This is a genomic window from Peterkaempfera griseoplana (assembly GCF_001418575.1).
In the GTDB taxonomy this organism is placed as follows: domain Bacteria; phylum Actinomycetota; class Actinomycetes; order Streptomycetales; family Streptomycetaceae; genus Peterkaempfera; species Peterkaempfera griseoplana.
On record NZ_LIQR01000134.1, the window covers coordinates 1 to 24,795 of the forward strand.

The 24,795-nt window shown below is 65.0% G+C and carries 20 protein-coding genes and 6 pseudogenes; 7 read left to right on the forward strand and 19 right to left on the reverse strand.

Going from position 1 to position 24,795, the window contains the following annotated elements; genetic code table 11:
• Positions 1-314: hypothetical protein (locus AOK09_RS43650; RefSeq protein ID WP_217698415.1), on the reverse strand; the 314-nt coding region annotated here is incomplete at its 3' end.
• Here AOK09_RS43650 and AOK09_RS41965 point away from each other — a divergent pair.
• The 3 genes and pseudogenes from AOK09_RS41965 to AOK09_RS11255 form a co-directional block, all read left to right on the forward strand.
• A pseudogene (locus AOK09_RS41965) lies at positions 277-354 on the forward strand (hypothetical protein); the annotation flags it as partial. The gene AOK09_RS43650 and the pseudogene AOK09_RS41965 overlap by 38 nt on opposite strands.
• Positions 355-508: 154 nt before the next feature.
• Positions 509-721 carry a hypothetical protein gene (locus AOK09_RS40060; RefSeq protein ID WP_157875856.1) on the forward strand — a complete coding sequence of 71 codons (213 nt, stop codon included), beginning with the start codon at positions 509-511 and terminating at the stop codon, positions 719-721.
• A gap of 10 nt (positions 722-731) precedes the next feature.
• Positions 732-1,646 carry a transglutaminase domain-containing protein gene (locus AOK09_RS11255; protein ID WP_055587015.1) on the forward strand — a complete coding sequence of 305 codons (915 nt, stop codon included), beginning with the start codon at positions 732-734 and terminating at the stop codon, positions 1,644-1,646.
• Between the two features lie 9 nt (positions 1,647-1,655).
• Here AOK09_RS11255 and AOK09_RS43655 read toward each other — a convergent pair.
• Both AOK09_RS43655 and AOK09_RS41290 read right to left on the reverse strand, forming a co-directional pair.
• Positions 1,656-2,050 (reverse strand): annotated as a pseudogene (locus AOK09_RS43655) (transposase domain-containing protein).
• 522 nt (positions 2,051-2,572) lie between these two features.
• Complete coding sequence (locus AOK09_RS41290; RefSeq protein ID WP_217698416.1) at positions 2,573-2,668, reverse strand: integrase core domain-containing protein; 96 nt, start codon at positions 2,666-2,668, stop codon at positions 2,573-2,575.
• 186 nt (positions 2,669-2,854) lie between these two features.
• Here AOK09_RS41290 and AOK09_RS37610 point away from each other — a divergent pair.
• The 3 pseudogenes from AOK09_RS37610 to AOK09_RS11275 all read left to right on the forward strand — a co-directional run.
• A pseudogene (locus AOK09_RS37610) lies at positions 2,855-3,382 on the forward strand (transposase family protein); the annotation flags it as partial.
• Between the two features lie 227 nt (positions 3,383-3,609).
• Positions 3,610-4,676: pseudogene (locus tag AOK09_RS11270) on the forward strand (IS110 family RNA-guided transposase).
• Between the two features lie 17 nt (positions 4,677-4,693).
• Positions 4,694-4,930: pseudogene (locus tag AOK09_RS11275) on the forward strand (transposase family protein); the annotation flags it as partial.
• A gap of 114 nt (positions 4,931-5,044) precedes the next feature.
• On the opposite strand, the gene AOK09_RS11280 reads toward AOK09_RS11275, so the two are convergent.
• On the reverse strand, positions 5,045-6,385 hold the full coding sequence (locus AOK09_RS11280; RefSeq protein ID WP_055587018.1) for a condensation domain-containing protein: 1,341 nt from the start codon (positions 6,383-6,385) through the stop codon (positions 5,045-5,047).
• 765 nt (positions 6,386-7,150) lie between these two features.
• Here AOK09_RS11280 and AOK09_RS11285 point away from each other — a divergent pair.
• Positions 7,151-8,389, forward strand: a pseudogene (locus AOK09_RS11285) (IS256 family transposase).
• A gap of 922 nt (positions 8,390-9,311) precedes the next feature.
• Here the strand turns inward: AOK09_RS11285 and AOK09_RS11290 are convergent.
• From AOK09_RS11290 to AOK09_RS11360, 15 genes are all read right to left on the reverse strand, one after another.
• Positions 9,312-10,826: a condensation domain-containing protein gene (locus tag AOK09_RS11290; RefSeq protein WP_055587019.1), complete on the reverse strand. Its 1,515-nt coding sequence runs from the start codon at positions 10,824-10,826 to the stop codon at positions 9,312-9,314.
• A gap of 55 nt (positions 10,827-10,881) precedes the next feature.
• Positions 10,882-12,384 carry an amino acid adenylation domain-containing protein gene (locus AOK09_RS11295; protein ID WP_055587020.1) on the reverse strand — a complete coding sequence of 501 codons (1,503 nt, stop codon included), beginning with the start codon at positions 12,382-12,384 and terminating at the stop codon, positions 10,882-10,884.
• Positions 12,385-12,470: 86 nt separating this feature from the next.
• A complete protein-coding gene (locus tag AOK09_RS11300; protein ID WP_055587021.1) occupies positions 12,471-12,713 on the reverse strand; it encodes a phosphopantetheine-binding protein in 243 nt (80 codons plus the stop codon).
• A gap of 231 nt (positions 12,714-12,944) precedes the next feature.
• Positions 12,945-13,337: an IS1182 family transposase gene (locus tag AOK09_RS11305; RefSeq protein ID WP_055587022.1), complete on the reverse strand. Its 393-nt coding sequence runs from the start codon at positions 13,335-13,337 to the stop codon at positions 12,945-12,947.
• 119 nt (positions 13,338-13,456) lie between these two features.
• Positions 13,457-13,741, reverse strand: coding sequence for a phosphopantetheine-binding protein (locus AOK09_RS11310; protein ID WP_055587023.1), 285 nt, complete (start codon positions 13,739-13,741; stop codon positions 13,457-13,459).
• Entirely contained in the window at positions 13,728-14,930 is a 1,203-nt protein-coding gene (locus tag AOK09_RS11315; RefSeq protein ID WP_055587024.1) for a 2-oxo acid dehydrogenase subunit E2, read from the reverse strand. Before AOK09_RS11315 ends, AOK09_RS11310 begins: the two co-directional genes overlap by 14 nt.
• Positions 14,923-15,942 carry an alpha-ketoacid dehydrogenase subunit beta gene (locus tag AOK09_RS11320; protein WP_055587025.1) on the reverse strand — a complete coding sequence of 340 codons (1,020 nt, stop codon included), beginning with the start codon at positions 15,940-15,942 and terminating at the stop codon, positions 14,923-14,925. Before AOK09_RS11320 ends, AOK09_RS11315 begins: the two co-directional genes overlap by 8 nt.
• Positions 15,935-16,837, reverse strand: coding sequence for a thiamine pyrophosphate-dependent dehydrogenase E1 component subunit alpha (locus AOK09_RS11325; RefSeq protein WP_245687240.1), 903 nt, complete (start codon positions 16,835-16,837; stop codon positions 15,935-15,937). Before AOK09_RS11325 ends, AOK09_RS11320 begins: the two co-directional genes overlap by 8 nt.
• 5 nt (positions 16,838-16,842) lie before the next feature.
• A complete protein-coding gene (locus AOK09_RS11330) occupies positions 16,843-18,477 on the reverse strand; it encodes an AMP-binding protein (protein WP_063795923.1) in 1,635 nt (544 codons plus the stop codon).
• Positions 18,474-20,075, reverse strand: a complete 1,602-nt coding sequence (locus AOK09_RS11335) for a class I adenylate-forming enzyme family protein (protein WP_157875858.1) — start codon at positions 20,073-20,075, stop codon at positions 18,474-18,476. Before AOK09_RS11335 ends, AOK09_RS11330 begins: the two co-directional genes overlap by 4 nt.
• Positions 20,072-20,947, reverse strand: coding sequence for a diiron oxygenase (locus AOK09_RS11340; RefSeq protein WP_055587028.1), 876 nt, complete (start codon positions 20,945-20,947; stop codon positions 20,072-20,074). The genes AOK09_RS11335 and AOK09_RS11340 overlap by 4 nt, the downstream gene beginning before the upstream one ends.
• The gene (locus tag AOK09_RS11345; protein ID WP_055587029.1) at positions 20,944-21,222 is read right to left on the reverse strand and encodes a phosphopantetheine-binding protein; all 279 of its coding nucleotides are present in this window, start codon (positions 21,220-21,222) and stop codon (positions 20,944-20,946) included. The genes AOK09_RS11340 and AOK09_RS11345 overlap by 4 nt, the downstream gene beginning before the upstream one ends.
• Positions 21,223-21,986: 764 nt before the next feature.
• A complete protein-coding gene (locus tag AOK09_RS11350) occupies positions 21,987-22,790 on the reverse strand; it encodes a sulfotransferase family protein (protein WP_055587030.1) in 804 nt (267 codons plus the stop codon).
• A 333-nt stretch (positions 22,791-23,123) separates the two neighbouring features.
• Complete coding sequence (gene tmk, locus AOK09_RS11355; protein ID WP_079062954.1) at positions 23,124-23,756, reverse strand: dTMP kinase; 633 nt, start codon at positions 23,754-23,756, stop codon at positions 23,124-23,126.
• 173 nt (positions 23,757-23,929) lie between these two features.
• On the reverse strand, positions 23,930-24,583 hold the full coding sequence (locus AOK09_RS11360) for an HAD family hydrolase (RefSeq protein WP_055587032.1): 654 nt from the start codon (positions 24,581-24,583) through the stop codon (positions 23,930-23,932).
• Between the last annotated feature and the right edge of the window lie 212 nt (positions 24,584-24,795).

The window sequence follows — 24,795 nt, forward strand, 5'->3', positions numbered from 1 at the left end:
CCCCGAGACCTCGCACCCGCCTGACTCGTCCCGCTATGCCCGATCAGCGCGCTCGACAACCACCATTGGGAGTCAGTGAGTTGATGATGTGACAGCCCGAGGCTGTTTCTGGCAATCTTCCTGATCGTGTCCGCTGCCGACTCCACCTCCCGAGAAGACCTGCTGGTCTCGTCGGGCTTCTGCGTCAGCAGAACGCGGCGCTGGACGAGCCAGAACGCGGCTCTTGCCGCGCGGGTCGAGCAGCTGGAGGGGGAGAACCAGCAGTTGCGGGCGCGGGTGGTCGAGTTGGAGCGCCGGGTCTCGCGGAACTCCAACCTGCCGCCGTCCACGGACGTGTTCGGTCGGCCGAAGGCGGAGCCCAAGCCCGGGAGCGGTCGCGGGCGGGGGAAGCAGAAGGGGGCACCGGGCGTGACGGACGAGCACGTCACGATGGCCGCGGAGGCCGCCGGGATCACCGCCGACATCGAACACATGCCGATGAAGTACGATACGCTCCTCGGTCCTGCGAGTGCGGGTCTGTCAGGAGGGCAGCGTCAGCGGGTCGCCCTGGTGCAAGCCCTGGTCTGGAATTCCCGCCTGCTGCCTGGACGAGGCGACAAGTGCGCTGGGCCCGGACTCGGAGAAGCAGGTGTTCGCCAACCTGCTGGCCCAAGACTGCACGCTCATCGTCATTGCACACCGGCTGAGCACGGTCGCCGAACCGGACCGTACCGCGGTTTGATTGGAGCTTCATGACCTGCCTGGACCCGCCGACACGGGAGAACGTCGAGGCTCTGGTCGCCAGGGTCCGCCACATGCCGGACGAGGCGCGCCTGTTCACGGTTTCGCAGACCGCCGCCGAGGCCGAGTTCCGGATCGACCCGGAACTTCAGGAGCGGCTGCGCCAGGCCGGACTGCCATGCCAACAGCACGGCGACGGCTGGCGTTTCGACGGTACCGACCTGCTCAACGCGGCGCTCCACCTGGACGTCGGATCCCGGCAGCGCCAGGTACTGGCCTGGTGGGGCCGGGAGTTGGAGAGGCCGTACGGTGCGGTCCACAGCTACCGGATGGACTACCGGGTCGGATGCCCCTCGCCGGGCCACCGGTCGCCCTGCGAGTTCAGCCTGCTGCGCCCCGCCGCGAAGCGGATCCGGATTCGGCGGGCCGAGCCGGAGGAGGCTGTGCTGCACAGCGAGGTCTTCACGCTGAACCGTACCTGGCCGGAACTGCCACCGAGCCTGGAGGAGACGCTGGATTCGCTCAGCAGCGTCCAATTCCTGCGGTTGCCGGACCCGCTGCGCTGGGACACCGAGTTCATCCGCCGTCGGCAGGTCGGGGACTGCTCCGGTTTCAGCCGACTGCTGGTCCAGGAGGGACGGGCCCGGGGCCTGACAGCCAGGGTCTCTTACGGCAGGTCCCTCACCCCTCCTTTCTCCGGGGCACACTACTGGGCGGAGTTCCTGGTGGACGGCGTCTGGGTGCCAGTGGACCCGATCCTCATCGAAGCGCTCACCGACTGGGGCGTGCTCGACGGGAGACGTTGGGACCGGACCGTCTCCATGGGCGCGATCTTGGGTCGGCTCGCCAACCGGTTCAGGCCGGTTGCTCTGCACAATGGGAGGCCGCTGCCGGTCTCGCTGCCGACATATCACGCAGCACACTGACCGACCGTTTCACAATGCCTCCACGGGCGACGGACGGGGCCGTCGCGGAGTCGCTAAAGCCCAAGGCCGCGAAGTTAAGGGCTCGCTGGCACTTGGACGGCATACGAGCATCCCGCCCCAGCGGGATCCGCCGGTCAGCGCGGTGGTTGCGGGGCCGCGCAGTAGGTCGAACAGAGATCTGAGCGGGCGCACCCCGAGGCGGGCGCGGGCGTGCCACAGGGCGGTCGGCGTGACCCTCGGGACCGGCAGGCCGTCCAGAGCGCCGGTCAGCTTGCGCCACACAGCCGGGTACCGATCTGCTCGAACAGGCCGGCGGTCAGCAGCAGGTAGACCACGACCCTGGCCGGCAGCTTGCGGATGCGGGACTGCATCCCGCCGGTATCAGCGAGTACCTCGTCGACCATCTCGAACGGCACGATCCGAGTCAGCTCACCCAGATGACCCGGTGCGAACACGCCCCCTGCTACCGCGATTTGTCGGTTGGTGACAGACTGTCCAGACAGCGGAGCTCCCCTGGTAGAACCGGTTGGTCGTGGTCGACAGACCGTTCTACCGGAGCTCCGCTTCCCACGTCCGGTGATCTATCGATCGCCCGCACGACCCTTGCCATCAGGCTCGACGCCTTACCTTCACGGCCTTGCGCTAAAGCCCGTGCAGGTGGAGGTGCGGCCGGGTGGTTCACCATGCCCGACCGGGTCGCGCCGGCCGAGATCGTTTCGCCTACGACCTCGGCAAGGGCGTTGCCTGGAGGGACGTCCCTGTGGGGTGCCAAAAGTCCGACACATGCTCTGGTCTGGGCTTTTGTCGCTCCTCCGGGATCTCCGTCAGGCGGCGTCGTGGTACTCGTGGATGAGTCCGCCGAGGACGTCGCGGCGCTGAACGCGCTCGGCGGAGAACGGTACGACTGTGGGGTCGTCGGAGGGGGCTCACAAATGGAGGGACTGGTGCGGCCGTGCGGTGCTGTAGTGGGCCGCGTAGTCGGCGAGGACGTGCCGGGCGTGCTGTCCGTTGTAGACCAGCATCCGGTCGGTGCACTCGGCCTGTGCGGTGGGTGACCCAACGTGGGGCCTCTGGTGGTACGGACATGGAGCCGTTTCCAACTTGGCTGAGCGGCCGGCCAGTTGGTACAGGGGTGGTGTCCGGGGAAAGGTGAAACTCCTGGTAGATGGGTTGTCGACCAAGATCAACCTGTCCGCCCGGAGCTTCACGTGCTTGTCTACCCATCGGGGATCGATCTGTCCAGCGCGACGCTGCGGTACCTTTCCCGCCTGTTGTCTGCTCGGCGCCTGGAGCTCGGCACGCGGTGGCGCCGGCTGAGCGCGGACCGACAGGCCCTGCTGGTCCTGGCCCACCTGTGGTGCGGCCATACCTACGCCCAGCTCGCGGCCGGGGTTCGGTGTTGGGATCGCCACCGTCTACCGCTATGTCGCCGAGGCGGTGGACGTCTTGGCCGCCATGGCTCCCGACCTCGCCAGAGCCGTAGGCACCGCCGCACGCAAGGCGTTCGTCATCCTCGACGGCACCCTGCTGCCCATCGACCGGATCGCCGCCGTCCGGCCGTACTTCTCCGGGAAGCACAAGAAACACGGCATGAACGTGCAGGTCGTCGCCGACCCGTTCGGCCGCTGCTGTGGGCCTCGCCCGCCCTGCCCGGCGCGGTCCACGACATCAAAGCCGCACGTGTCCACGGCGTCATCGATGCCCTGGCAGAGGCGGGCGTGCGCTGCTGGGCGGACAGTGATGATGGGTGATGGTGTTACCGACAGGTCTGACCCCTGGGCTGACTGACCGGCGCTCCGTGTCCTTGCCTTGATCTGTCGACCTGTCGGTGGCACCGTCGCACGCGGCCGGAAAGGCGTCGTGACTTCATAGGAGCTTGCGCGAGAAGCCCCGTCACTGTCGTGTCCGCTCGCCCTGACCGGCGCGTGCTGCCCTGTCCCCGCGAGTGAAGGCAGCACCCCACGTGAGCGGTCACCAGCCCGAAGGCGACGTCTTCGCCGGAGTCGACACCCACACCGACACCCACCACGCTGCCGTGGTCGACCCACTGGGCCGGCCTCTGACCGACCAGGAATTCCCCACGACCACAGAGGGCTACCGAGCCCTGATGGCATGGCTGGACACCTTCGGCACCGTGCGGGCGGTGGGCGTTGAGTGCACCGGTTCCTACGGGGCGGGGCTAACCAGGGTGCTGACCGCCGCCGGCCTGGTAGTGCTCGAGGTCAACGCCCCCGACCGGACTGTTCGCCACACCCGCGGCAAGTCCGACCCGATCGATGCCTACGCCGCCGCCCGCGCCGCGGCTTCGGGACGAGCGCGGGCCATCCCCAAGGCCCGCACCGGCACAGTGGAGGCGCTTCGCCAGCTGCGAGTGGTCCGCGCGTCCGCCGTCAAAGCCCGGACCCAGGCGATGAACCAGCTCATCGGCCTGCGGGTGACCGCCCCCGAACCCCTCCGCCAAACCCTGGCCGGTCTGACCCGCACCGCACTGGTCACCGCCTGCCTCCGGCTACGGCCCGGGGCGGACCTGGCCGACCCCGCCCACGCCTCCCGCTTCGCCCTGCGCCAGCTGGCCCGCCGCATCCGCAGGCTCACCGAGGAGATCACGGAACTCGAAGAGCACCTGACCTCTCTCACCACCGCTGCCGCCCCAGATCTGGTCGCGTTGGTCGGAGTAGGCACCGAGACCGCCGGCCAACTGCTGGTCACGGCCGGCGACAACCCCGAGCGCCTGCGGTCGGAGGCCGCCTTCGCCGCCTTGTGCGGGGCCGCCCCGGTCCCGGCCTCATCCGGCCGCACCGACCGCCACCGGCTCAGCCGCGGCGGCGACCGGCAGGCCAACCGGGCCCTCCACATGATCGCCGTAGTGCGGATGCGCTACTGCCCCCGCACCCGCGCCTACGTCGCGCGCCGAACCAGCAGGGGTTGACCAAGAAGGACATCATCCGCTGCCTCAAGCGCTTCTTCGCCCGCGAGGTCTACCACGCGCTCACCCAGCCGTGCAGGGATCCCCTTCCATCAGCCGCTTGACGATCTATAGGAGCATCAAGGGGTACCAGGGCGCCGGCGGCACCGTGCGCGTGCCCTACCGCGTCCGCTGGGAGAATCTCTCCGCGGGCCAGAAGGCCGTCAACGTCTCCCACGCCAGGATCCGCGCAGTCGGCGAGCAGGCGATGGCCACCCTGAAGTCCTGGCGGCTCTTGCGCAAGCGCCGCTGCAGTATCACCCGCATCACCGACCTGGTCAAGGCCGTCCTCGCCCTTCACCTGGCGACGTCAGGCTGAGGTTGGAAAAGTCTCATGATCTTGTGGTGAGACCTGTCCTGCCAGGGGCTTTACCTCTGTCCGCAGCCGGGCCCAGCTCTCGCGCACGGGATAGTTCACGCCGTTTCGTGTAGATCATTTCGCTGAGAAAACGTCACTGACTGAGCGCTGTCGCCGGGCCGTCAGGGCCGTAGCCAGATCAGCCAGTCTGGCATCGCTCTTCATCCCTTCCACGATCAGCCATTCGAGATCGAGCAGGAATTGGTGGGTCGGAATAAAGTTCCGGTCTGCGGAGAGTCTCAGCACCACCTTGTCGGAGACGTCGAAGATGTAGAGATAGAATTTCGCTCCGAGCGCGAGGTCAAGACCCCGGTCGATGACTCTCGTCTGGGACAGAGATTTCTCGATCGAGTCGAGCGAAGGGGACTGATCGGCTGGAACGGCCGTCCCGAAGTTGCTCGCGAGAGCGTTGACCATACAGCGCCCGGTTGTGCTGATCCCGCGTTCGGCCTGGGCTCGGACATAGAGCGCATCCACCTTCTGGGGATCGCATTCGCAGGAGGCGTAGGCCTTCAAGCTGGCGGTGGTGGCATGGGCCAGGAACGCGGAGAAGGGCTCGTCGCGCAGACGGACCCGAAACATTCCGGGCAGGTTGAAGGCCCCGACGAGTTCCCTGGTCTCCGGCCGGAAGCGGGGGGCCACCTGCAGGTGCAGGCCGACCTCGTTCTCGTCGAGATACAGCCCCAGGAGCAGTGCCGTCGCCGCCTGCAAGATCATGGCCGGAGACATCCGGGTGCGCTGTGTGAGCAGGCTCAGCGCCAAGGCCAGAGCTCGTGACGTCATGTCCGCGTAGAGCGGTTCACCGGTTCCAGGGGGAAGGTCGTCGAGCCAGGTTCGCGGTAGTTCGCGCAGACTGCGGGTCCAGTGCTGCAGCGCCTTCTCCTCACGGCCTATCGCACCCGCCGTGGCCTCGTAGGCGGCCCGCTCCACGGGTTGCTGGCCACGTGGGGGAAGGGCGCGCCCCGGTTCGAGGAGGGCCGTGAAATCGTCCCTCACGATGTGGAAACTCCCCCCGTCGACGGCCATGTGGCTCGCCGCCAGGACCACGGTCAACGGGGCTTCGTCTTCGCCGGTTATCACCGCCGCCCGAACCGGAAGCTGGGCGGCCAAGTCGAAGGGCTGATCCGCAAAGGCGCGCTTGACCTGGTCGGCGACCGTGTCGGCTTCGCCTGGCCGGACGGTGTGGACGGCGATGCGCAATTCACCGGAGCGCACCACTTCCTGAACGGGGCGCCCGTCCTCCTCGAAGAAAACGGTGTGAAGTGCGTCATGTCGTTCCACGAGGGCTCGGATTGCGTCCAGAACCTCGGTCAGCCCGCGGTTTGCACGCACCTTGCAGGTCCCGACGAGGTTCAGCGTGTCGCTCCCCGGCGGACGCGTTCGCAGCCAGTTCCAGAACATCAGCTGCGACCACATCAGGGGACCACGCCGGCCATATGGCCCATGGAACCTCACGGAGATATCACGACATTCGCTCATGAAGCCTTCCCGAGACGGCGCAATTTCCGGCCAGATTGTTCTGAAACGCGACTCTCCTGGTCAAGCTCGGGACCAGGTCGAGTTACTGTGCAAGGACAGAGAATTTTCTGGTTCACGCGATTGCTTCCGAATCCTTCGGACGAGTGTCCCTGAGATCCGTGCTCGCGGACATGACGCCGCCCGCGCTGAATCGGGTGCCATGGGCGGCCACGTCGGCATAACGCCTTGTCATTACCGTATGAAGATTGCTGTCTCGCTGTCAAGCCTCGATCATTCACATGCGCGCGCCGGCGTGAGGGTTCGGCTGGGGTGTCCGGTTCCTGGCGGTTTGCTCTGCGGTGTGATCGCTGTCGCTCAGGCTGGTTGGCCGCGTGTCGTCGCGGTGGCGTCGGCTTTCACGGGCCGGGGGTTCTGCAGGTCTCCTCCTTCCGGTGTGTCAGGGTCACGGCTCGGTGGTCAGCCGGGGTTGGGCAGGGCCTGGACGCGGTCCCATGCGGTGACCACGCGGTGGGGGCTGGCCAGGCGGGGTCGAGCTTGAGTTCGCGGCGCCGGGCGTGATCGGGGTTGTGTCCGGGGAAGTGGTGTACCGGGTTCCACCTGATCCGGGGGTTTGATCCCGGTCGTGGTGGTGGCGCCCGAATGTAAAACGGTCACCGGTTGATCCTTCGAGATGTCTGACGTCACGAAGAGGAGACCAACACGATGACCGCACCTGACAGTCTGCCGTTCGCCGCGCTGCTGGAGGAGAACCTCGCCTCGGCGAGTCCCGACCTGCTGCGGGCGATGGTGAAGACCTTCGCCGAGGCCATGATGTCCGCGGATGTGGACCGGGCCTGCGGCGGCGAGTACGGCCGGCCCGGCGAGGAGCGGGTCAACTCCCGGAACGGATACCGGACCCGAGACTGGGACACCAGGGCCGGCACCATCGACCTGGCGATCCCGCGGGTGCGCTCGGGCTCGTACTTCCCCGGCTGGCTGCTGGAACGTCGTCGCCGCTCAGAGCAGGCCCTGATCAGCGTGGTCGCCACCTGCTACCTCCTGGGCGTCAGCACCCGGCGGGTGGAGAAACTCGCCGAGACCCTGGGTGTCACCCAGCTGTCCAAGTCGCAGGTCAGCGAGATGGCCAAGCACCTGGACACCCGCGTCGCGGAGTTCCGGGGCCGGCCACTGGACCAAGGCCCCTACACGTTCGTGTGGGCCGACGCGCTGACCCAGAAGGTGCGCGAGGGTGGCCGGGTGGTCAACGTCCACTGTCTGGTGGCGGTCGGGGTGAACAACGAGGGCAAGCGCGAGGTCCTGGGCCTGGACGTCGCCGCCTCGGAGGACGGCGCGGGTTGGCTGGCTTTCCTGCGTTCGTTGGTCGCTCGTGGTCTGGGCGGCGTCCAGCTGGTGGTCTCCGACGCCCACGCGGGACTGGTCCACGCGATCGGCGCCACCTTGCCGGGGGCGGCCTGACAGCGCTGCCGCACCCACTACGCCCGCAATCTGCTCTCCCAAGTGCCCAAGTCCGCCCAGCCCTGGGTGGCCACCTTGCTGCGGACGGTCTTCGAACAGCCCGACGCAGCTGCGGTGCGCAAGCAGATGGCCGCAGCCATCTCCGGTCTGGACGAGAAGTACCCCAAGGCCGCCGAGCATCTGGAGGCCGCCCGTGAGGACTTGCTCACCTTCGCCGCCTTCCCCCGAGAAGTGTGGAAGCAGATCTGGTCCAACAATCCCCAAGAGCGGCTGAACAAGGAGATCCGCCGCCGCACCGACGTGGTCGGCATCTTCCCCGACCGAGACGCCATCATCCGCCTGATCGGCGCGGTGCTGGCCGAGCAGAGCGACGAATGGGCGGAACAGCGCCGCTACATGGGGCCCGAGATCCTCGGCCGCTGCCGCCTTCACTTGATCGAGGGAGAACCCGCCAACCACGGCGACCCCGCCGCCCTCACCGCATAACCTGCAAATGGATCACCGAGTGGCCGTCGATACACCACTCCAGCGGACGTGACCCCCTCGGATGGCGTCCCGCCGAGTGGTGTAGCCGATCAAGCTGACGGAATCTCCAGGTCGTGGCCCGAATCGCCCTCGCCGGAGGCCCTGTTGAGGCTCGCCGGGCCGGGACCGGCGCTGATCGCACGACGGCCGGTAGCCGCACGTGCCGGACGGGTCCGAAGTGGAGGCGACGGACCGTGATCGGCTACACCACGACGTGGGACACGACCAACCCTCGGAGCCACCAACATCGCCAAGACCACCCGGGCGATCCGCGACCAGCCCGAACGAGCACTCCACTCCTGGGCATCACCAACAACCCCGACACTCGGAGAACTTGATCGAGCTCTGGGCACGATCGCCCCCGGTGCCGGCGGCGGGGCAGGTACCGGCTGCGGGACAGGCCGTCCGGCCTCGGCAACCGGCGCGGCCAAGGCCTCGGTGGTCTCCTCCACCGCGATCAACCGACGCGCAAGGACCACCTCGGCTGCTTCCAGCGCAGCCGTCAGCTTCTCCACCTGCGCTCGCAGTTTCTCCGCGCACACCCGCGCTGCTCGCGCACGCTCCTCGAGCACACCCAGCACCGACGCCACTGCCCCACCCCCGCATCCACCCGCACGAATCCGACGGGGAAACTCTGCCTCCCACACCCGGACGTCATGCCTGACCAGCGAAAACCAACCGATCACGTACGGAAGGACAGCAGCTTCTTACGCACGCCCTCTCGGGAACATGCCTCCCGAATCGCCACGCTTCTCGTCGACATACAGCAGTCCACGCACATCGACCAGCGGCTCGGCATATTCGAGTACCGCGATCGCGGCCACTACAGGGTCAGCGATAAGGGTGATTCCGGCGTCGCGGCTCGGCACTCGGACGTCAGGGTTCACGATTCAAGCGCCTCGGCCAATTGGGACAGAAATACCTTGAGTACATTATCCGCAGCCTTCTCGCTCACCACGCTTGGACGGTAAGACAGCACCACTGTGTCGCCGCTGTCCGCGTAGCCAGTTCCAGCCGGCCAGACCTCAAGCATCGTGTCATTTGCCAGATGCGAGTATGCCTGCCGGAGGAAGCGGGTCCGTGCGGCCGGGACTTCGAGTACGGGTGCAGGATTATTCTGGAGAGCGAATACGTGTCGGTAGGCCCGCCCTTTGTTAGCGCGTGGTATGAGCTTGGCGACGTCCTCGAATTCTAGGTCAATGAATTCGAGAGCGGCAGCGATTTGGGACTGCGCGGCCGGCAAGACCATTCTGAACGGGACCGCCTGCACAAGCCGAAGCCGTACCGGGACCATCGCGACGAAGTTGCCAACGGTTCGGGCCAGTGGCAGGCCCATCCTGCGGTTCACCGGGACTCCGAATACTACGTCGGACACGCCGAGGCACGTCTGGAGCGTACGGGCGTAGGCGGTGGCGAGCAGGCCGAAATACGAGACACCAAGCTCTGTGGCCCGCTTCCTGAGCCGGTGGCCGTCGGGTGTCTCGACACGGAGCGCTAGAGCGGTTGCCTCGTCGGGTCCGGCTGCGTCGCCTGGTTCCATTGGCAGATCGGGCAGTGCTTCGAAGTACGCGCCGGCCTTCGCCTGTTGCTCCCCGAAGGACGGGAACGTGCGCGTTGCCGCGAGCATGCCGTAGGCGGCTCGGAGTGGGATCCGGTCGGCTGGCGCTGGAGACAGCGGCCGTCCGCTGGCATGGTGTTCGTACAGTTTCGCCAAGTCGTGAGCGACGACGGATTCGGAGTGGCCGTCGAACGCAGCATAGTGCGCAACCAGTCCAACCAGGGTTGTCGAAGTACCGAGCCCGACCACGACGCCGCGCCCTACGAGTCCGCTGGTTGGATCGAGCGGCGCATCGAGGACGTCGAGTATCTGTTGGAGTGCCTGTTCCCGGCTCGTGGCGGAAAGGACGACAGGCTCAGTACCGGATACGTCCCTGGCAAGCTTGGATTCCCCGCGAATGGAGAACGAGCTGTGTAGCGCGTCATGCTGCGCGCCCAGGTCGCGAAGAGACCGCAGCAGGGCGGTCCTGTCGATGTGACCATCGATCTGCCATAGCATGACGCAGTTGCTGGCCGTGTCTTGCGGCGACAGGCGCTGTCGGAGCACGCAGTTACGCACGAGCGACGGGACCCACGAGGTGGGGAGGGCTGTGCGCTCGGCGATCGCGCAGTCGTGCAACGTCGCCGTGATCCCGTCCATGCTCGTGTCCTGGAACAGTCGACTCATCGGCGCCATGATCCCTGTTTCCTTGCGGATTCGCGAAACCAGGGCTGCCAGTTGGAGCGACGTGCCCCCCAGTTCCCAGAACGTGAAGAACGGGGAGGAGGGGGCGAAGCCGAGCGCCTCACTGTAGTGGTGCGAGACCAGTTCACGCAGGCGCTCGAAGCGGACCTCGGTCATGCCCCGTGCCCCCCGTCTCGCGCGCCCGCGAACAGAGGGTCCTCGTAGTCCTTCATCAGGTGGCACCTGCCAGTGTCTCTTGGGCGTACGCGTGGACGGCGCGGCGGTCGAGCTTGCCCGAAGCGTTGTAGGGAAGCTCAGACATGAACAGATACCGATCGGGGCACATCACGGCGGGGAGCCTCGCCTTGGCCTTGGATTTCAGACGGTTGACGAGAGCGTCGTCGGCGTCGCGCGGGACCACGCACGCCACGAGGTACTCGGCAGCGCCCGCCAAGCACACGCAGACTACGGCGTCGTCTACGCTGTCGTCCTCACGCAGAATCTGTTCGATCTCCTCGATCTCGATGCGGAAGCCTCGCCGCTTGATCTGCTGGTCAATGCGGCCGAGGAACTCGAATTCACCATTGGGCAGCTGCCGGCCGAGGTCGCCCGTCCGATAGGTCCGGCGACCATCGAGCATCGGGAACCGTTCGCGGGTGAGGGAGTCCTGGTGAAGGTAACCATGTCCGACGGTCAAGCCGCCGATCACGATCTCCCCGACTTCCCCGGGCTCGAGTTCAAGCCCCGACTCGTCGCGAATGCTCATCTCGGCGTGGAGCAGCGCGACACCGATCGGTGAGCGCGACCCCTCCTCGGTGTCCTTCAGGCTAATGACCTTGTAGCTGGCGAAAACGGTGGTCTCGGTCGGGCCATACATGTTCGCGCAGACCACGCCTGCGACCTCGGGAATGGATAGGTACGTCCGTATGAGATCGAGGCGAATGGCCTCGCCGACAAAGAATAGATGTCGTAGCCCGGACGCGCGGTTCGCCGATCCCCTATACGCCTCCAGGACGAACTTGAAGTACGAGGTCACCAGGGAGACCACCGTGATCCCCGCGGAAGCGACAAGCTTGACGAACTTCGTCGGGTTGACCATCGCCTCGGATGGCACCAGGTAGGCCGTCGCGCCGGTGGCGAGCGCTCCCCACAGCTCCCAGACTGATGCGTCAAAACTGAGCGAGTGGAACACCGTCCACCGGTCATCTCCGGTGAGATCGAACAGTGGGATCGTCCCGCTCAGGAAGGCGAGCACGTTGTCCTGGGTTATGGCACAGCCCTTGGGTCTCCCCGTCGAGCCGGAGGTGTAGGCCACATAGGCCAGCTGTACATCTCCGAAATCCCCGACTTCCCGCCCACGCCCCTGGATCTGGGTCACCAGCTCTGACCCCGACGAGTCCAGGACCAGGCGTGCCCCGGCGTCCTCGAGCATGAACTGGAGCCGTTCGGGCGGATAGCTCGGATCCAGGGGGACGTAGGCGGCGCCGGACCGCAGGATCCCGAGGATCGAGGCCACGGTCTCCACATTCCGTCCTACACGCAAGCCGATGAGCTTGCCCCGCTGATTTCCGTGTTCGGCCAGCAGTCGCGCGATCTGCTCGGACCGCTCTTTAAGTACCCGGTAGGTAGCCGACTCGTCGGCGTCGACCACAGCTATGGCATCCGGTGACCGGCCCGCCACATCGTCGAACAAATCGATGAGGGACACGTAGCTACTGAAGTCCCAGATTTCCAACTGAACCCTCCTATATGGGGAACCGGCGGATGCCCTCGCTGCCCGCGCACGAGGCGGTGGGTCCTCCGAGCCCTCCCGGCGTGGTCTCAGACCGCTGCTTCACTCTGTGTGTCTGCGTCCAGCGCGGCCGCGAGCCGGCGCGGTGTGGGGTAGTCGATGACCTGCTCTGGGGCGATCTCCAACCCGATCTCCTCGGCCTGGATCACCATCTGCAGCAAGAGCAGCGAGTATCCGCCGAGTTCGAAGAAGTTGTCCTCGGGTCCGACGGGAGCAGCCAACAGGTCGCTCCACAGCTTGCAAATGGCCTCGGTTGTGGGGCTGGCGGCCATGTCACGCTCTCCTTCTCAATGTCGTTGCTCGGTTCGTTCGCTTCCTGGAGTCCGCCTGTCCTGAGGACAGATGCCATCGCTGCGTGAGGAGCCTCGCGTTTTCCGGACAGGGATTTGACGGGCTGCTCGCCCCCACCTCTGAGAAACGCCACGTCCAGGACAGTCGCAGCAGGGGCTACCATCCCGTCAGCAGTCTCGGCCAGCGTCGTATCGATCGACTCCCACCGGCCGTTACGCCTCGTCCGCACCGGCTTTACGTGCTCCACCGCCTTGACCGACCCATCGGGCGTCGCGGAAGTCGGTGAGCACGCTGTGGTGGAAGCCCGGGTCGTCGAGGTCGAGGCCGAGCGCGCATTTGAAGTCGAGGCGGCAGCGTACGGCCTCGACAGCGTCGCGGTCGGAGAGTCCGAGCAGGAACTGCAGCACGCTCACCGTGGCCAGCTGGGCGGGTGATAGGCCGGGACGCCCGTCGCGTGGGTACCAGTCGGCGAAGCCCTCGTCCCTCCACAGGCCGTCGAGACGGTCTCTCACCCACATCGCCGTCGTCCCAGCCGGGTTGCTGGCACGCGCCATCCGCGCGGTCAGTGCCGGGACCTCGGCACCCGGACGGGGACGAACCGACATCTCGCACTCCTCGGCAGTCTCACAGGCCACATACGCCCGGGAGACTGCCGCACCACCATGATCACCGGCAGGCGAACACCAAGATCCCCGACAGAGTCAAGCTAACTGCTCGGCACCGGTCAAGACGAACTCCCAACCGGCCGCAACGCACGACACAGGTCTCCCAGAGTCACGAGGCGTTCGGTGGCCTGCAGGTCGAGCAGGACATCCAACTCCTCCTCCAACTCGACGATCACTCCCGCGATCAGCAGACTGTCCAGACCCACTTCCTCCAGCGTGCTGTCAAAGGAGTACTGCACCGGTCGTGCGTTGTCCGCATCGTCCAGCACCCGCCCGAGCACGCTGCGCATGGCTTCCTCGCTGATCAAAATGTCCTGAGCGGCGTCGGTTTCACTGCTTGTCATAAGTCCTCACCCTTCTTTCTGAACGGTTCTGTTGCCGACCTGTCCCGGTTTGTTCCGGTGCGATCTCGAGCTCTTCCTTGACAGCACGAAGGAAACGAGCCGCGTCCCAGCCGTTGACGACCCGGTGGTCGTAAGACACACCGAGATTGAAGAAACTGCGCTGGTGGACCGCACCATCCGGCAACAACTGCACCTCCTGCTGCACCGAACACAACGACAGCGCACAGACATGACCGGGGAAGATGATCGGCATCGCCTGCACGAGATCAGGCTCCGTATGCAGAGTCACCGCGATGTTCGAGGCATCCAGATCCTCCGGCTCGAACCGGCCCCGCATCGCCTTGACCCGGAACCCCATCAGCACAGAAGCGATCTCCGCCAGCGAAAGCGTCTCGGCATCTCGCACCACCGGCAGATACAGCCCACGCCCGACATCGACCGTCACACCCACCCGCGCACGGTCCGACAGAACCACCGACTCACCGTCGACCAGGCGGGAGAAGAACAGGGGAAACTCAGCATGCCGCCGGGCAACCGCACCGACCAGGAACTCCGTCACTCCCAGGAACGTCCCGTCCCTCTCCGCAGCCGCATCGCGAGCAGCCAGCAAAGCGTCGCTGTACACCTTCATCACGGTGAAAGCCGCCGGGATCTCCCGATGTGACACAGCGACATTCGCAGCCACCGCACACTGCACCGCAGACAGCGGCACCACCTCGGCCGCCTCGGTCACCTCAGTCACCTCAGTCACCTCAGCCGCCTCAGCCGCCTCAGCGACAAGAGCCTCGACATCGGAGCGCTGCACCAACTGCCGGCCCAAGGCGCGCACCTGCTCCTCGCTCACCCCGTGCAACTCCATCAACCTGCGCGCAGGACCGGTGACCACCACAGCGCTCGTATCCGCCTCCGCTCGTGACTTCCCCGCCTCGACCGCCCGACCTGCATCCGCGTACTCCTCCGCGGACAACAACCGGCCGATGACCACCCCAGGAGCGCACCGCTGCCCCGCCGCAACCCGGGTCTGCAGGACACCGTCCTCCGCGGCCTCGAGATCACTGACAGCCTTGGACGTCTCGATCACCGCCAGGGTGTCCCCCGCGGCGACCTCAGCACCGTCCCCCACCACCCACTCCACCAACGTGTAGTCGGCGTCATTGCTGTTCAACCTGGGCATGGTGATGTCAGACACCGGCTACTCCCGTCAGCACGTCTCGGATGTCATCAGCCTGCAGCAGCAGCTGCCGCTCCAGATGTGAACTGGCGGGGATGACCTTGCACTCGGGGTGGAGCAGCCGGACGGGTCCGCTGAGCGAGGTCCACAGTCGGCTGTGGATCTGGTGGGCGAGGTCCGCTCCCCAGGTGCCGCCGGCCACGCAGTCCTCCGCGATCCAGACCTGTCCGGTCGCGGTGAGCAGGGGGACCAGAGGTTCGATGTCCAACGGGTACAGCTGCGAGGGGACCACGAGCCGTGTGGTGGCCTCCTCATCAATGAACGCGGCCCGCATGGCCCGGAGGACACGGTCACTCAGGCCTCCCGGAGCGATCACCAGATGGTCGACCTCGGGGCCCCCGAGGCCGGCCCAGGCGAAGTTCTCCTCCGCATCCACGAAGCCGGATTCAAACAGGCTGTCTCCCTCTTCCCCGCCGAACATCCGCCGGGTGTAGAGGACCTTGTCCTCGAAGAACATGCAGGGATGGCCGAGCTCCAGCATCCGCCGGAACACCGTGGTGTTGTCATGGAAGGGGGAAAGCTCGAAGACCGCGAGGTTGGGGATCCCGAGAAAGTGCTTCTGCAGACTCTGACTGTGGGTGGGCCCGTACCCGCGATTCCCACCGCTGGGACACCGCACGACCATCCGCATGGGGATGCGGCTGCCGTACATGGTGACCGACTTCGAGGCGAAGTTGAGGATCTGGTCGAAGCAGAGCGTCACGAAGTCCGAGAACATCACCTCGATGACCGGCTTCCGTCCGCGCAGGGCCAGTCCGCCTGCCACTCCGGCGAGCGCTCCCTCGCTGATCGGAGTCGACAGCACCCGCTCCCGGTACGCGTCGGACAGGCCGCGGGTCGCCTTGAAGGCTCCGCCGTAAGGATCAACGATGTCCTCGCCGAGCACATAAACGTCTTCGTCCTCGTCGAGCAAAGTCGCCAGGGCGCGGTTGAGGTTGGCGACAGCGCGCTCGGACGGACAGCTAGGCATCGTGAACTCCGATCAGGGGTCGTCCGGATACCTCTGCGACGGTGTCGGCCATGTGTCGGTGCCGTACTGCATCGAGCCGCTGGAACTGCTCCGGGAAGGTCGCCTGGTAGAGCCGGTACCAGTCATGGGCCGCGGCAGCCTGCTTCGCCGCCTCGTCTCGACTGTCGTCGCCCTTGCTGTGCGGCCCGATCCGGTGCGTCTCAAACTCGACGACCAGAGGCCGGCACTCAGCGCGCACTTGCGCGACGGGGGCGGCGAGAAGCCTGCGAATGACGTTCACGTCCAAAGAGGTCACCTTGATGTGACGGCAGCCGAAGCCCTCGGCCCGTCCTTCGATGGAGCCGGCCAGGTGCGCTTCGAACGGCGTCGACTGGGCAATTCCGTTGTTCTCGACGACGATGAGGAGCGGCACCTGCCACAGCTGGGCCAAGTTGAGCGCCTCGTAGACGACGCCCTCACCCCAGGTGCCGTCGCCAATGAAGACGACCGCCATGCCCGCACTGCCGGTGGCCTTCATGTCAAGTGCCGCCCCGACCGCCACCGGCATCAACTGACCCTGAACCCCGCTGGACAGGAAACCCGGCCGGTGGATGTGCTGGCTACCACCCCGTCCACCGCAGACCGCCCCACGACGGCCCATGATCTCCGCCAACAGCCCTGCGGCATCATCGAAACGTGCGAGGTAGTGACCATGGCCGCGATGGTTGCTCAAGACCAGGTCGTCCGGACCGAGGAAGGGGCTGAGCGCGACCGGGATGTACTCCTGCCCGAGGCAGGTGTGGGTGGTCCCGGAGATCTCTCCCCGGTCGAAGAGCTCCAGAATCTGTCGTTCGAAGTGCCGGATCGACAGCAGCGCGTCCAGGTCCGCGTCTGAGAGTTCGGTGAGGTCAGCCAAGGCGCTCAGCCACCCGCCGGGAAAGAGGTGGCTCCAGCGGACGCGGACGCCATAGGGAAGCGCTCGTGCGCCATCGCAGTCAGCCTCGGGCGGTCGATCTTGCCGTTGGGATTGAGCGGCAGCGACTCCTCGTGCCAGAAGTGGCGGGGAATCATGAACTCGGGAACTGCGGAGGCCAGCAGCGCGCGCGCCTCCGCGGCCTCAACCGGCCCCCCGGTGTGGTAGGCGGCCAGCTCCGACTTACCCTGGTTCTCCACCAACACCACAGCGACCTGTTCGATTGCCGGGTGCCGGCCGAGGTGCCACTCGATCTCCAGAATGTCGATCCGGTAACCACGGATCTTCACCTGGTGGTCGACCCGGCCCAGGTACGCCAGGCCCAGTCCCGGAATCTTACGGACCCGATCACCGGTGCGGTACCAGTCTGTTCCGTCAGCCTCGTGGAAGCGGTCCACGTTGTCCTCTTCGTCGAGGTACCCCGGGAAGGCCTGCCCGCCGGCGACGCACAGCTCACCCTCCACGGACTGCGTCTCACCGTCCTCGACCAGCAGGTAGCGCAGGTTGTCGTAGACCTCCCCGATCGGCACGATGCCGTTGACGAACTGCTCGGTCGGCTGGTCCGGCGACCAGCGGTAGGTGCTACATGCGATGGTCAGCTCGGTGGGGCCGTACAGGTTCTCCACTGCCGCCCCGGGGGCGGCAGCCTGCCAGTCCTGCGCGTCGCGGGCCCGCAGCGGTTCACCACAGAACAAGCTCCAGCGCAGAGTCGGCAAACTCCCCGGCGTCAGCTTCCCGAGACGGCGGACCAGAGCGATGGCGCTGGGCACCGAGAACCAGAAGGTCAGGCCCTCACGTCGGATGAAGCCCGGCAGGTCGACGAAGGCATGCGCCGGTACCGACACCAGTGTGGCGCCCGCCCCCCAGGCCATGAACAGGTCGAACATGACGAGATCGAAGGTCAGGTCGAAGGTCTGGGAGAGGACGTCCTGCGTCCCCAGGCCGTAGCGGGCGTGGTTGTGGACCAGGAAATGGTCCATGTTGGCATGGGTGATCGGCACCCCCTTGGGCCTGCCGGTGGAACCCGAGGTGAAGAGGATGTAGGCCACGTCGGAGGGATCGGCCGACGCGGGCGCCGACAGGGCACGAGCGCGGTCCACCGCGACGGTGGCCAGCGGAACCTTCGCCGTCTCCTCGGCGTACGGTGCGAGGAACCGCAGGTCCGGGCAGTCCTCCGCCAGCCGGTGCAGCACCGGCAGTCCGTGCTGGTCCGTGATCACGGTGGTAAGCCCTGCCTCACGGATCGTACGCACGGTGCGGTCCACGGGAAAGCCAGGGTTCAGGGGTACCGCTGTCGCACCTGCGTACAGCGCGGCCAGAATCCCCGCATACGCTTCAATGCTGCGGGTAGCGAGGACACCGACCGTCCGAGGTGGCTCCTCAGCACCTGCCACCAGGTTACCGGCCCACAGTAGAGCCAGTTCGTGGAGCTCGGTATAGGACCAGGCGCTCCCCCCGATACGCACAGCGGTACCCTGCGGGTTACAGGACCACCCCTTGAGGAACCACTCCTGGAGGCTCCTGGGGGTGGCTGGTCCGGAGCCGCTGGTCTCCGGCAACAGTGTCGGGGAATCGCTGGTCATGGACGAGGTCCTCCGTCCCGCGAGCCCACTGCCCGCGATGCTGTGGGATCAGTGCGTATGGCCCGGTGGCCGTCAAGGCGAGAGAGCAGCCCCTGGCGATCGACCTTTCCATGCGGATTGATCGGCAGCTCATCGAGGACAAGACAGACCTCGGGCATCTTCCCCGCCCCCAGCCTCACAATGAGCTTCTCTCGAACGTGCTGCTCAGACCCCCCGCTCGCCACACACAGCGCTGGTCCGCGATCCGCTGTTGGAGGGAAAGCCACAGCCGAGGTGACAGCCGGAATGTCCAGTGCGGCGGTCTCAATCTCTCGGGTGGAGACGCGCACGCCCCGGATCTTGAAGATGCCGTCCCGCCTTCCGACCACATGAAGGTGCCCCCCCTTGTCGAAGTGGCCGAAATCCCCCGTGTACAGGGTGCGACCGGCACCGGAGCCGCGAAAACGGTCCCGGGTCGCCTCGGGTGCCCGCCAGTAGCCGGCCATCACATGCGGTCCCCGGACAACGATCTGCCCAAGTCGTCCAGGGGGTAGCGGCAACCCCTGCTCGTCGATGATCTCCACGGTGGTCCCGGGAAGCGGAAGCCCCGCAGTCCCCGGAAAACGGAGGTCCGCGTCAACGGGGGAAACGGAGACGCGCTTACACTCAGTCAGACCGTACATCGAGACAATGCCGACACCGGGAAATGCCTTCCGAAGGGAGGCGAGCTGCTGTGCTGACAGCGGCTCACCGGTGTTGGTGATCAGCCGCACCCGGTGGTCGGCGGCCTCCTGCCCGGCCAGGCGGATGAGCGCCGTCGCGAGTGTGGGGACGATCGGCACGACGGTGGCCCCGGCGGACAGCAGCTCGCGCAACAGATGACGGTTGGCAAAACTGTCCGCGAGCACCAGGCGCGCGCCGACCGATGTGGAGAGAAAGATCTGATGCAGACCGTAGTCGAACGACAACGGAATGCAGGAAAAGACGGTGTCGTCCCTTCGGTAGCCCAGTACTTCGCCGACAGCCTGGGCAAGGAAGGCCACCTGGGCGTGGGTGCAAACGACCCCGCGCGGCACCCCGGTACTTCCTGACGTGTACATCAGCAGAGTGGGCTGGTCCGACCATGGACTCGCCGAGCGGCGAGCGACGACCGCTGCCTGTGGTTCCTCCCCCGCGGCACCGTCCGCACCCGCCGCCTCCGGTAGTCCCGTCAGTTCGTTCACCGAGCGGGCGGCGGACAACCACCTGTGCGGCAGTGCGGATTCACGCTCGTCGACCACAATGAGCCGGGGCACGCAGTCGTCGAGCACCGCCTGCAGCTGGAAAGCGGAGAGATGCCTGCTGACCGGAACGACGACCGCTCCCAGCCGAACTGCCCCGAACAACAGCGCAACATACTGCCGCGAGGCGGAAAGACGAAGCACCACCCGGTCGCCCTCACGGACGCCGTTGCCACGCAGCCACGACTCGGCAGCACAGCTCCACTTCAGGAGGTCGGCATAGGTAGCGGAACCCGAATGGTCCGTCACCGCCTCGGCTCCCGGGCGTCGAAGTGCGGCGACGTCGAGAAGGTGGTCAAGCCGACGAACGGAACGCAGACCGTGTGGAACGCCGTTCACCAGGCGATGCTCTCTCGACCGGGCAGCCCGATGCGGTCGAAGAACTTGAGAGTCCGCTCCATGACACTCTGATGGAAAGCGGCCCTGGACGGGTGGCGGAGAACCTCGCCGCGGATGCTCAGCGGCTCGGGGAGGGCGGCGTCCACATAGGCGGACGGGTTGTAGAAGGAACGCAGACACACCGAGATGTACCGAGCCAGATACCGGCCGGCCGCCTCCAGCTCCGAGGGATCGGCCTGCTCCCTCGCCTCATCATGAAGCGCCGTCATCAGTTGGCGGCCGAAGGCGATATGGCGGGACTCTTCCTCGTGATGCACTGCATTGATCCGCTGCGCCACAAGCGGCAGCCGCTCATCATTGGCCATACGCGCGTTGTACACATCGCACAGCTCTTCGGCGATCAGGATTCGACCGAACACCATCAGGTCACGCACCGACTCGTGCGCCGCAGGTGCCGCCCCGTCGAACCCCCGCGTCGGATACACCTTCCCACCGTACGACTGGCAGAACGTCGCGAAGAACCACATATGCTCGTTCTCTTCGCGGATGAAGTCGTGAAAGAAGTCCGACAACCCCGGGTAGCGGGTGGTGTAGATACGGTCGGACACCTCACCGATGAGCCCGCGGATCAGATGTACGTTCAGGCTGAAGAAATTGACCGACTCTGCCTGTGTAAGACGGATCTGCTCCGGCTCGCTCAACCGGTCCCACACGGGAGTGTCATAACAGGACGTAAGCTCCGGACTCATCCAGTAGCAGTCCGACGGCAACGACTCCGGCCACTCAAACTTTTCGAACACGCTTTGGAACTGAGAGCGGGAGATCGCGCTCAGCCGACCGGCGACCTCTTCAAGATGTCCCCAGGACTTCACGACCGTGCCTCCTGAGCTGAATCTTCAGAAACGGACACCAGGGAGCCCACAGCGGCCAAAACCGTGTTTGCGGTGGCAAAGGTCTCAGCCGTCAGAAGCCGCGGCGGAATCTGGACGGCGAACTCGTCCTCGATCGCGATGATCAGCTGGACTACCTCAATCGAGTCCACCCCGAGCGACACCAGCGACGCATCGAAGTCCAAAACCTCCGAAGCGTTCAACAGTCGACAATGGGGGCGGAGAACATTCTCCATCCGCTCCAACGAGACCTGCATCTGAAATCTCCCAAATCGGATAGGGCACAAAAGAGCCCCCACTGGTAAAACTGGGTGGCTATGAAGCGAGACAAGCGACCGACGATCGGCAGCCGCGACCCGGCCTGCTCCACGACGAGAGCGATTGGCGCCTCTACGGTTCTCTCGTCACACGGACCACCCCGAGGATCGGATAGACGGCAGCGGTTGTCAAGATCTTGCTGAGGGTATATCAAATTTGAGTTTCCTGCACATAGTTGGTCGACATCCCGAACAGCCCACACGGGCAGCCTGACACCTGCCGAACGTTGACTCCGACCCCCTGGCAAGATCTCGCAAATCCTGACAGATCTTGACGCCCCGAACGGGCAGTGCATTCGGCTGTAGTGCCAACTCTGTTCTCTCGTGCGGGCCGGAGCGCGAGGCCGCGTACTGAGTGCGCGGTCCGAGGCCGACCCGGGTCTTGCGACGAAATTCGCGGTATGCCCCCTTTCGGCCTGTGCCTGATCGGGACGGCGAAGACACCGCCTGTGCCGGTAATAGGCCAGATCCGCTAGGGCAGGAAGGGGGAGCCGGGTGCGGGTAGCTATGATGCGGCGGGTACGGGCGGCGGTCAGGTCGTACGTGCGCCCCGGGCAACTCCCTCGAGATCCACACGATCCACGACGAAGATTCAGTCGTTCCGGTCCTCCCGTGCTGGCCTGCGACTGCTCCCGTCCGACGGAACTTTACCTCGGGACCCACCGGATAGATGCACAGCCCACACTACACATCTTGCTCTGAAACTAGAGCTCGGGATACCCATAGGTTCGCAGGACATCCCCGTAGAGGCGCCCGAAATTCTCTGTCTGCTCCGGGCTGAACACGTCGCGCCAAGCCCCGATCTGACCGCGGAAGAAGGTTCGAACCGACGGGTCAAAGAGACGATGATCACTATCTCCGGGGGTCATTCCCAAGAATTCACCGACGCGCATAACCGTGGAACGCTGATGGCTTTCGCTCCCTCCCCCGGCTGTTCCCACAAGCTCCTCGAACGACAGCTTCGCCACCGAAGGATGGAAGAGCAGCCAACTATTCCGATTGTACTTCTCCACGTGCTCGCCCATGTGCGCGATTGCGAAATCCAACTGAGCCGAAGCGCTTGGCATCGCCTCGAGGATCCGGGCGAAGATGAGGTTGCGAGCGAATTGGCTGTAGGGTTCGTTCGCCCGCTGCAGGAGATAGTTGACAAGGGACAGCAGCGAATCCCGGGGGTCTCGATAGTTGAAAAGTATGCGAGGCTCCCCCGTCGAGCACCAGTCGAGGAGGTGATCCCCGATCTTAAGTCCATGAAGAAACAGACAAGTCTGAGGAGGGTACTCTTCGAGCAGGTCCAGCATCAAATCGGGCCGCGAGAACAGCGAACGCCTGTCACTGACACGGGGATTCTTCGCGTGCAGCCGAGTCAGGACCTCGTCGAAACTGTCACGAATACCATGGCCGATACAGCGGTAGCCGAACGCATCCGCCATCATGCGTGCCACCAGATTGGTGCCGCTCTTCTGAAGCGACACGACCACGACGCGCGGCGGTGTACTTACCTCGCCCATAATCAAACCTCCGAAAGCTTGGCCTGGCCGGCCCTCCGTGCACTCGGAGCGGGAACACTCTGACGGAATATCCGTGGATGCTCATAGCCAGGCACCTTATGGTAAATGTCGAGCTCGAGTGACGTAACGTCAGTTGGTTTTCCGAGTCCGATTCGTCTGCGGCCTGAATCGGCTCGGACGGGACTGCGGCTCGCCCTGGCCTCTCCGGCCAGTCGGCGTCGGCGCCTCGGATGCCGATCGGTAAGCAACGTCGCCGGAGGTCACGGGTGCCGGCCAGTTGCGACGTCGATTCGCCCCAGTGGGCCACATATCCGGAACCCTCGGGCCTCCTACTTACCGAGTTCCGCCTTCCGCGATCCCCAGTAGGCGCAACGTCTCGTCGACGATGGCCCTGTGTACCGTCTCAACTTCGCCGTTGCCATCGAATTGATAGACATTCTCTTCTTTGCGTAGCAGTGCCGAGTACCTATCGTATACCGCTTTGTGGAACTCGACGCCCTTGTCTTCGATGCGGTCGCGGGTGCCTCTGTTCCTCAGTCTGTTTTTGCAGTCCTCAGGCGACGTGTTTATGTGGAATATGATGGACCGGTCTCTTCCCTCACAGATATTGTTCTGTATGTAATTGATCAGCTCTACATCCTCCTCGTCTTTTCCCTGCATCGCAAGGATTGACAGGAAGAATCTGTCGACGATCAGGACGTCACACTCCTCCTCTTCCTCTTCCGCCGCCACAGTTTCATCCAAGAACGCTTGCCTCGCTGCGCACAGCATCAAGATTTCCACCGTGTTGCTGAAAGTGTTGTTGATGAACATCTCTCTCAGCAGCTTGCCAGCCGCGCTATTGAAAACATGTTTATACTGGCTCTTCACCCCAATTCTGTTCAAGTATTCATTGAGGAGCTTCGCCTGCGTTGTTTTACCGCTGCCATCTATCCCTTCGAAGACTATCCATGTCGGCTTGTTCATTCGTCTTCCGGTCCCCTCGGTGGATGGTGAGGCGGAACTGCTCGTTGATCGTTCGGTTTCTCATCGCCGATTCGGTTTCTCATCGCCGATCCTCCGGAGTTCTGGCTGCTGTCGTGCCGTCTCCCGGCCGGGGGTGTCAGCCCCCGACCGGTTCGTGATGCCGGTTGTCGGGGTCACGCCGCAGTCGGATCCGGATTGAGGATGATATTCTTCAACTCCGCCAGAGTTTCGATGCGATGACTAGCCTGTGAAAAATCATTGTCTTCGGTGAATTCGCTGCGGACAACGACACAGTCGATGCCGGCCGCCAGAGCCGACTTCAGCCCCCTGGACGAATCCTCTACGACCAGAGCCTCTTCCCTGGTGGCCCCGAAGCGCTTCAGGCCGGTCAAGTACGGTTCCGGGTCCGGCTTGGCGAGCTTGTAGTCTTCGCGAACAAGGACGAAGTCCATGAACTGTCTGATCGAGCGCTTTTCATGGATAAGTTCGAAATCCGCACGTTTTGCAGTCGTCACGATGGCCATGCGGACGTGATTTGACAGTTCAGCAAGGGTCTCGACGACACCATCGATCTCGATGGCTTCTGTTCTCAGATACTGCTGATAGTAGTCATTGCGAGCCTCACGCTGCCTGCTGATGGTCTGCTTGTCAATGCCCGCCGCCTTGGCTTGGGCCCATGTCCCCAAGCCAAGGCTCATGTCCCGGAGGTACTGATCCTTATCCAAAGTCAGACCAATGTCGGCCAGGGCGCGCTCTCCCGCTTTATAGTACCAGAATTCGGTATCCACCAGAACGCCGTCATGGTCGAAAAGAATGTACTTCTTCACTACCCTGATCCTTTCCAGAATCTTTTCCGTCCGTCGCCCCACCGGTGAACCGGGCAGGGGAGTCGACGCCGAGCGCGACAAACGAGGCAACCCGCGGGTTGGTAAGTCGGCGATAACCTGCCCGGATCAACGAAGTTGCCCCGTATTCTCCTATCCTGCCGCAGGCGACCTCGGCCTTGAGACCCTCGAAGCGGTCACGAGAGTGATCGTTG